General features: G+C 59.4%; 4 protein-coding genes and 3 pseudogenes. 4 read left to right on the top strand and 3 right to left on the bottom strand.

The genetic code is table 11. The features are described 5' to 3' along the window. Positions 1 to 371 (bottom strand): annotated as a pseudogene (locus NKI01_RS28735) (IS3 family transposase); the annotation flags it as partial. A 120-nt stretch (positions 372 to 491) separates the two neighbouring features. On the opposite strand from NKI01_RS28735, the gene NKI01_RS28730 reads away from it, so the two are divergent. Beyond that, positions 492 to 620 carry a hypothetical protein gene (locus NKI01_RS28730; protein ID WP_352965483.1) on the top strand — a complete coding sequence of 43 codons (129 nt, stop codon included), beginning with the start codon at positions 492 to 494 and terminating at the stop codon, positions 618 to 620. Beyond that, on the top strand, positions 610 to 2,574 hold the full coding sequence (locus NKI01_RS28725) for a recombinase family protein (RefSeq protein WP_352965474.1): 1,965 nt from the start codon (positions 610 to 612) through the stop codon (positions 2,572 to 2,574). The genes NKI01_RS28730 and NKI01_RS28725 overlap by 11 nt, the downstream gene beginning before the upstream one ends. Positions 2,575 to 2,597: 23 nt before the next feature. Here NKI01_RS28725 and NKI01_RS28720 read toward each other — a convergent pair. Beyond that, positions 2,598 to 3,053: pseudogene (locus NKI01_RS28720) on the bottom strand (integrase core domain-containing protein); the annotation flags it as partial. Between the two features lie 299 nt (positions 3,054 to 3,352). After that, entirely contained in the window at positions 3,353 to 4,117 is a 765-nt protein-coding gene (locus tag NKI01_RS28715; protein ID WP_352965470.1) for a class I SAM-dependent methyltransferase, read from the bottom strand. Positions 4,118 to 4,343: 226 nt separating this feature from the next. Here NKI01_RS28715 and NKI01_RS28710 point away from each other — a divergent pair. Together NKI01_RS28710 and NKI01_RS28705 are read left to right on the top strand one after the other, a co-directional pair. Next, positions 4,344 to 4,971: pseudogene (locus NKI01_RS28710) on the top strand (transposase); the annotation flags it as partial. A gap of 843 nt (positions 4,972 to 5,814) precedes the next feature. Beyond that, on the top strand, positions 5,815 to 6,702 hold the full coding sequence (locus NKI01_RS28705) for a MurR/RpiR family transcriptional regulator (protein ID WP_352965467.1): 888 nt from the start codon (positions 5,815 to 5,817) through the stop codon (positions 6,700 to 6,702). Positions 6,703 to 7,283: the final 581 nt, after the last annotated feature.

Genomic DNA, 7,283 nt, shown 5'->3' with positions numbered 1-7,283 from the left:
CTCGATCGCTTCCGTTGTCCGCGACTTAGCGAAACGATTGTCCGCGATTTACTGAAACGGCTGTCCCAATTTAGTGAAATCCGCAAACCGGCATCATCTGGTCGCGACGGACGGTAGCGGTAGACCCGCGGCTCCATGCCGACGAGCCCGCAGGCCCGACGCTGCGATAGCCCTTGTTTTCGATCGCCCAGGTCATGGTAGTCCTTCATGACCCGGGCGTCAGAAGTTTTTTCCGAGCATCTCGCGCAAGGTCGAGACGTCGAGCATGGCGTCGGCCAGATTCAGCTTGCCGTTTTCCTCTTCAAGGCTCTTCAGCCGCTTCGCGTCCATACGTCCATGCCGCCATACTTCGAGCGCCACTTAGAGAAGGTCTGACGTTGCCCCCAGTTTCTATCCGTGTTTTGAGTTCGTTTCCGGCGTGGGTTGTGCCCTGCTGGGCGGGTGAAGCGACGGGCGCTGGCTCCAACCCGCACGATGCGGAGACCGCGCAGATGCCACCATGGCAGGCGCTGCCGGAAGAGACGCGCCTGACGCTGACAAAGCTGATGGTGCGCCTGATCCTCGACCACGTCGACGGCGAGCGCGCCGTTCCACGGGAGGAGGCACGCCATGATGCATGAGAAGATCCGGCCCCACCATCTGGAGCGAAAGGCGATCCTTTATGTGCAGCAGTCCTCGGCCCATCAGGTTCTGCACAATCGTGAGAGCAGCGCCCTGCAGTATGCCATGCGCGATCGCCTGGTCGCGCTCGGCTGGTCTTGCGTCGAGACGGTCGATGACGATCTCGGCCGCTCTGCTGCTGGCGGTGTCGCGCGAGCGGGCTTCGATCGGATGATCGCCGCAGTCTGTCTCGGCAAGGTTGGGGCGGTTGCGGCGCGGGAGGTATCGCGCTTCGCCCGCAACAGCCGCGACTGGCAGCAGCTCATCGAGATGTGCCGCGTCGTCGATACCGTGCTGATCGACCAGGAGACGGTCTACGCACCGCGCCAGGGCAATGACCGGCTGCTGCTGGGATTGAAGGGCAGTCTCAACGAGTATGAGCTCGATCTTCTGCGTCAGCGCTCCTTGTCGGCCCGCTATGAGAAGGCCCGGCGCGGTGAACTCGTCGTCGCTTCCCCGGTCGGCTTCGTGAAGGTCGGCGACCGGCTGGAGAAGGATCCCGACCGTCGCATGCAGGAGGCCATCACCCTTGTGTTTGACAAGGTGGCGGAACTCGGCAGTGCCCGCCAGGCCCTGCTCTGGTTCCTCGAACATGGGCTGGATTTGCCTGCCAAGCGCAACAATGGCGATGTGGTCTGGCGCAGACCAAGCTATGCGACCATCCACCGAATGATCGAGAACCCGATCTACGACGGCGCCTACGCCTATGGTAAGACTCGTGCTGCGTCGGGATATGATGCAACAGCCATTCGTTCGCGCAGCCGCCGTAAGGCGCGTGATGAATGGCTGGCGCTGATCCCGGGTGCACACGAAGGCTACGTCAGCTGGGAAAGGGCGGAAGCGATCCGCAAGATGGTGAGCGACAACGTGCCCACGAGCCGGCATCACGGGGCGCCCAAGCATGGCGACGCTCTGCTCGCCGGCCTTGTCCGCTGCCGGCGCTGCGGCCGCAAGCTGACGGTCCGCTACACGGGAACCAAGCACAACATTCCGCGCTATTCCTGCTGGCGTGGTCTGCTTGACAATGGCGAGCCGCGTTGCATCGCCTTCGGTGGACTACGCGTCGACGACGCCATCGAGGAAGCTCTTCTGCGGGTTGCCGAGCCGGGAGCGATAGCCGCGGCCGTCGAGGCCGAAGCGCAAGCGGCCAGTCGCCGCGATCAGGTCCGCGATGCTCTGATGCGCGATCGCGAGGCGGCACGCTACAACGCCGATCGGGCGTTCCGGCAATACGACGCCATCGATCCGCAGAACCGGCTGGTCGCGGCGGAACTGGAGTTGCGATGGAACCGGGCGCTTACGCGTGTCGGCGAGATCGAGAGCAGGATTGCCGCGCATGATGCCTCGACATCGGAGCCATCACTTCTGTCGCCAATACACGTCACCGCGCTCGCCGCCGATCTCAAGGCTGTATGGGCGGCGCCGACGACGGATGCAAGGCTCAAGAAGCGCATCGTTCGCACCGTCATCCGGGAGGTGGTCGCCGATATCGATGACGAAGCGTCAGAGATCGTTCTTCTGATCCATTGGGTTGGCGGCGTCCATACTGAACTGCGCCTGCCGAAGCGGCGCCGTGGACAGCGCAACAGCACGTCCGGCGATATCATCGCGGCCGTCCGCCAACTGGTGCTCATCGCCAATGATGATCTGATTGCGGCGGACGGCAAAGAGCCATGGCTTAACCTGAACAAGGCGGCGCGCCTTCTCGGCGTTGCACCGAAGACCCTCAGGCTCGCCGCCGAGGCGGGCGAGATCGAAGGCGTTCATCCTCTGCCGGATGGTCCATGGGTCTTCAGCCGATCAACGCCTGGCGAACCGGCGGCACAGCGCATCGTTCATCGCGCGCGGCAAAACCCAAAATACCCCACGGGATCGCATCCAGATCAGCAAAACCTATTCACTTCAACGACATAGACAGATGGGTGTTATGAAACAGGATTGTAGTCGGCGCGCCACAGGGCGATGGCGACGCGTGCCTGAGCCAGCGAAGTAAACAGCGTCTCGTTGAGCAGTTCATCGCGCAGTCGGCCGTTGAAGCTCTCGATGAAGCCATTCTGCATCGGCTTGCCGGGCGCAATGTAATGCCATTCGACGCGGTTCTGATCCGCCCAGGCGAGGATGGCGTTCGAGGTGAACGCGCTGCCATTGTCGCTGACGATCATTCTCGGCCGGCCGCGCTCGGTGATGAGCCGGTCCAATTCTCGGGCAACCCGCATGCCCGAGAAAGACGTATCAACGATGAGTGTCAGGCACTCTCCCGTGCAGTCGTCGACGACGGCCAGGATGCGGAAGCGGCGCCCGTCTGTGAGCTGGTCCGATACGAAGTCGAGCGACCAGCGCTCGTCGGGCCTCAGCGGCGCCACCATCGGCGCCCTGGTTCGCAAGGAGATTTTGAGCATGTGATCGAGTGCGGTCATGTGTCAGACATTGAAGTGCAGGATACCACAGGCGTCGGGCCGATATAGAGATTGCGGATCGGGCCGCTATCAAAATCAGGCAGCGTTGCGCGCTAGGAGCCCGTTTTTTCCGATCCCATCTGTTCGATCATTTGCCCTTACTGTTCGTCGATCTCCTCACACACCGTTATGAAACAGCTCCCGGATTCCTGTGAGATTTGGTGCTTGCAGTTAGCATCCGCGGGTGCCTCTGAACCCGCAGAAAGCGATAAGGATCCGTCGCTCTGAACGCTCCCTCACTTGTACGCGACAACCACAAGGCGCGGGCCACAGGATGTGAACTCTTGGCCTTCCTGCCCGTAGGCTTCGACAGTCTCGAACCCCGCGCTTCGCAACATGCGAACATATTCAGAAAACCCGTAGTGTCTGATCGAAAGACGCGTTCGTCTAACGCATCCATCCCGGACGACGATCCTTTCGCAGTTTCCACGATCGGTTAGCGCATCGTGGTTTGTTATATCGACTCTTATATCGTCGTTACGCTGGACAACGTGGTAGGTAGGCGAATTGTCGCGTTGCAAAACGAAGCGATTGTTCTGGTCAATTAGCAGACGCCCGCCCTTTCGAAGTGAAGAAGCGGCTTCATGAAGAACTCTCTCATTGTCCGCTTCATCGAAGTAACCAAACGTCGTGTACCATAGAAAAGCCGCATCAAACCGGTCTCTCCAAGGAAGTGAGCGCATATCGCCAAGAACATATTCAACGCTTACCCCGCGTTCAGCCGCATCCGCTTCGGCCTTTTTTAACAAGCTCGGTGACATGTCCAACCCTGTTACCCGCATTCCTTTTTGCGCCAATCGGTTAGTAATCCGCCCATAACCGCATCCGAGCTCAAGAACTGAGTCGCCTTGCCTAAGTGAAAGAAGCTCCAAAATTGCCCCCGCTTCCCTGTCACTTGCCTCTGGCGGATTGATCAAATCACCAAAATGCAAGTAATCTTCACTGAAGTGTGACTCTATATCCGACAAAATAGGGAGGCTATTCATTTCGTACTTTTCCATTCTGACATCTATCATTGTAGTAGCAAACATATATACTAACCTTGCACGAAGATAAGTTTTTTAAAAGAAAAAAACTGTGAATATTTTGTATCATTTTGCAAACTTTGGTTACGGTCACTGACCTGATCTGTTATGATCGGGCGGTGCGCAGCTGGTCAAGATCGTGGGCATCCTCGTAGCCGCAGGCGATCCCAAAGATGCGGGCGCGCACAATGTCTGCCATGGCATGCGTCCCCCCGCTGGATCGCGGCTCGCCTGCGGGCCGCCGCCCGACAGCCGGCTGGATTTGTGCTCGCAGCCGACCTGCTCGCGCCTGAGAACCCGCTCGCCCTGCGCACCGGGTGCTGGTCGATCTGTGGCTCTCGAGCTATGCCCCGCCGCCCAAAAGCGTCACGCTCGACATCGACGACATGGTGGATGTCGTTCACGGCCATCAGCGCCTCTTGCCTTTCAATGCCCATTAGGACGAGCGCTGCTTCCTGCCGATCCACTTCTGCGACGCCGCGACCGGACGCCCGGTCGCCATGACCCTGCGTCCGGGCAAGACCCCGACGGGCAAGGAGATCTGCAGCCATCTACGCCGGCTTGTCCGGCGCATTCCCGTCCGCTGGCCGGCCACCCGCATCCTGATCGGCAGCGATGGCCACTATGGCCGGGCGCAAGTCATGGTCTCGTGCGAGGACAATGCGGTCGGCTAGCTCTTCGGATGCCCGGCAACAAGGTTCTCCAGCCTCTCGTCGATGAAGCCGCCGACGATATCCGCACCCGCCACGCGCCCGAGCAGAAGCCGGTGCTGCGCGGTTTATGCCGACACTCGATACAAGGCGAAATCCTGGAAGGCTAAACGTCGCGTCTGAAGCGGTCCCGGCGGTGCCGGCAGGGCTGGAGCGCTATGGCTGCGAATACAACGCAACGGCACCGCCAACCTGTTCAGATTGAAGGCACCGAGCGGCGCGCGGCCGACGACTTTGCCTAGTCATGCGCGCTGTCGTCGAAATCCGAGGCCGAGCGCATTCCCGTGGTGCTAGATAATCTGCCGACCCACTCGCCCGCCGCCCTCTATCAAACCCTGTCGGCATCAGAGGCGCGGCGAACTCAAAAGGCTGACATAGTCGCATCTGTCTGCCAACCTTCTTGTGTTCGAAGCCGGACAAAAATGTCGGAAGCCCGACCAACGGGTCGCCTGGCCGGACCTGCCCGTCGGGAGAAATGGTGCAATGCGATCTCCACAAATCCGGCACGCAACTTGCTTCGATGATTTGTTACGGAGGACGTCAGCAGTGCCCCATGGTGTTCAGTGGTGATGGACCAGCTTCTCGACTCAACGCGCATAAACGGCGGCGGTGCTTATGGACCGCAGAACGACATGGAACCCTTCTGCTTGGCTTCGCGATCGATCTTATCCACGCTGGTGTGTAGGTCGACTGTACCCGGCGACTGGTTCTCAAGGCGCCCAAGACGGATGCGCCAGATGCTGGCAATCAACTTCGTGACCGGCCACGCGATCTCTATCGAGTTACCTCTCGGCAGCGACGCAGCGCTAGCCGAGCCGGCCAGTGCGTCGGGGCATCGGGTACCATCGCGCCTCCCTCGACAAGGATGGTGCGCTTATAAATATTCTTGTCACTGTAAGTCACGGGGGGCTGTCTTATCTGGCTTTCAGCCCTTGTGTACTTGATCTTGGGAAATATATAGGAATGGATTTGCCCGTCGAAAGTGCCATCAAGGACGGTTTCGAGCTGTTCCCGCGGCAAATGAAGGTCGCCGCACGTTGGTTGCTCGACCATCCAACAGAGGTCGCTCTGCTGTCGATGAGGGAGCAGGCGCGCCGAGCCGAAGTCCCACCGGCGACACTAACGCGGCTTGCAAAGCGCCTCGGCTTCGACGGTTTCAACAAATTCAAGGAGGTATTCGCAGACAGCATTAGGGAACGGCCGAAAAGCTACCGGGGGGCAGAGGAATCAATGGCACGACCAGAGGCCGAGGGCCATGGCGTCCTCATCGGCGATACGATCAAAGCTTTACGTGGCCATCTGAGCGAGTTCACGCAGCCCTCCGCAATTGCGGCGCTGGAAGTAGCTGCTGATCTTATGGTGAAGTCACGACACATTTTCTGTGCCGGCCGCCGCTCAAGCTTTCCTGTAGCCCATCTTATGTACTATGTCGGGTCATTACTCGGCTCGCCCACGATATTGATCGACGGCATAGGCGGCATCGCCAATGATGCGCTCCGGTCTGTCGGTCCACAAGACGTTTTGCTAGCGGTTACAGTTAGCCCATACAGTCGCCACACCATGCAGGTCGCCGAATTCGCGGTCTCGCGCGGTGCGAAGCTAGTCGCTTTGACCGACAGCGAGCTATCTCCGATTACCAAATACTCCGAAATTGTTATCCGCGTTCGGACCGAAACGCCTTCGTTTTTTCACACCATGACTCCTGCATTCGCGGCAGTGGAATGTCTCGTGGAACTAATCGCAGCTAAGCGTGGAAGCCGCGCGCTTGAAGCCTTGGCGGCCAACCAATCCCATCTCGCAGCATTCGATACCTGTGTCCTGCCGATATCGCGCATACGGAGTTCTGATTGACCGAAGCAGAGCCGCTTATTCAAAACGTCTATTTGCTGGCCACCAGGATGGTACATTTCGAGGTTCAAGCCTCGGCTACGTGCTCCACTGATTGTCTCGGGGGCCGTTCCGGCCAACTGGCTCGACGAGCTACTGCCCTTGAATTGGAAGTACCAACAGAAAGGCGTCGGGCGGGGGCGTTGACGGGTCGGTCGGCCGTTTCCTACGGGGAACTCGAAGGACGACGGTCACGGCGGAAGCGAGTTGACTGCTGTCGCCGTCGATTATCACGCTTCGACCTGACAACAGCATAACCCTGATGCCGACATCGCCGGTGAACGGATCGAAGAATGTCTTCGTCTGGGTCGCCTCTCAAATCCCCCTGCCGATGCAATGGCGACTTCCCCATTCCCCTTGAAAACTACATTCGACCATCAACGATACTGACGAGCAATATCACTTGCCCGCTCGGCCCCGTTAAAGTTGCTCACACACGCAAAGTGTCAAGGCTGCCACCGATTCGTCAATCGCATTTCCGCGGCACGCGGGATATTCAGCCCGGCTCCAGGGCAGGCCGGAAGCCGTTCACCACCGTTGTCTCA

The sequence above is a fragment of the Mesorhizobium sp. M0815 genome (genome assembly GCF_040319995.1).
In the GTDB taxonomy this organism is placed as follows: Bacteria; Pseudomonadota; Alphaproteobacteria; order Rhizobiales; family Rhizobiaceae; genus Mesorhizobium.
This window is presented reverse-complemented; position numbering and strand designations above follow the sequence as displayed.

What these genes read in the sequence shown, in the direction of transcription:
- NKI01_RS28730 (WP_352965483.1), top strand. Translation starts at nt 492, where the DNA reads ATGCCACCATGGCAGGCGCTGCCGGAAGAGACGCGCCTGACGCTGACA.
- NKI01_RS28725 (WP_352965474.1), top strand. Translation starts at nt 610, where the DNA reads ATGATGCATGAGAAGATCCGGCCCCACCATCTGGAGCGAAAGGCGATC.
- NKI01_RS28715 (WP_352965470.1), bottom strand. Translation starts at nt 4,117, where the DNA reads ATGGAAAAGTACGAAATGAATAGCCTCCCTATTTTGTCGGATATAGAG.
- NKI01_RS28705 (WP_352965467.1), top strand. Translation starts at nt 5,815, where the DNA reads ATGGATTTGCCCGTCGAAAGTGCCATCAAGGACGGTTTCGAGCTGTTC.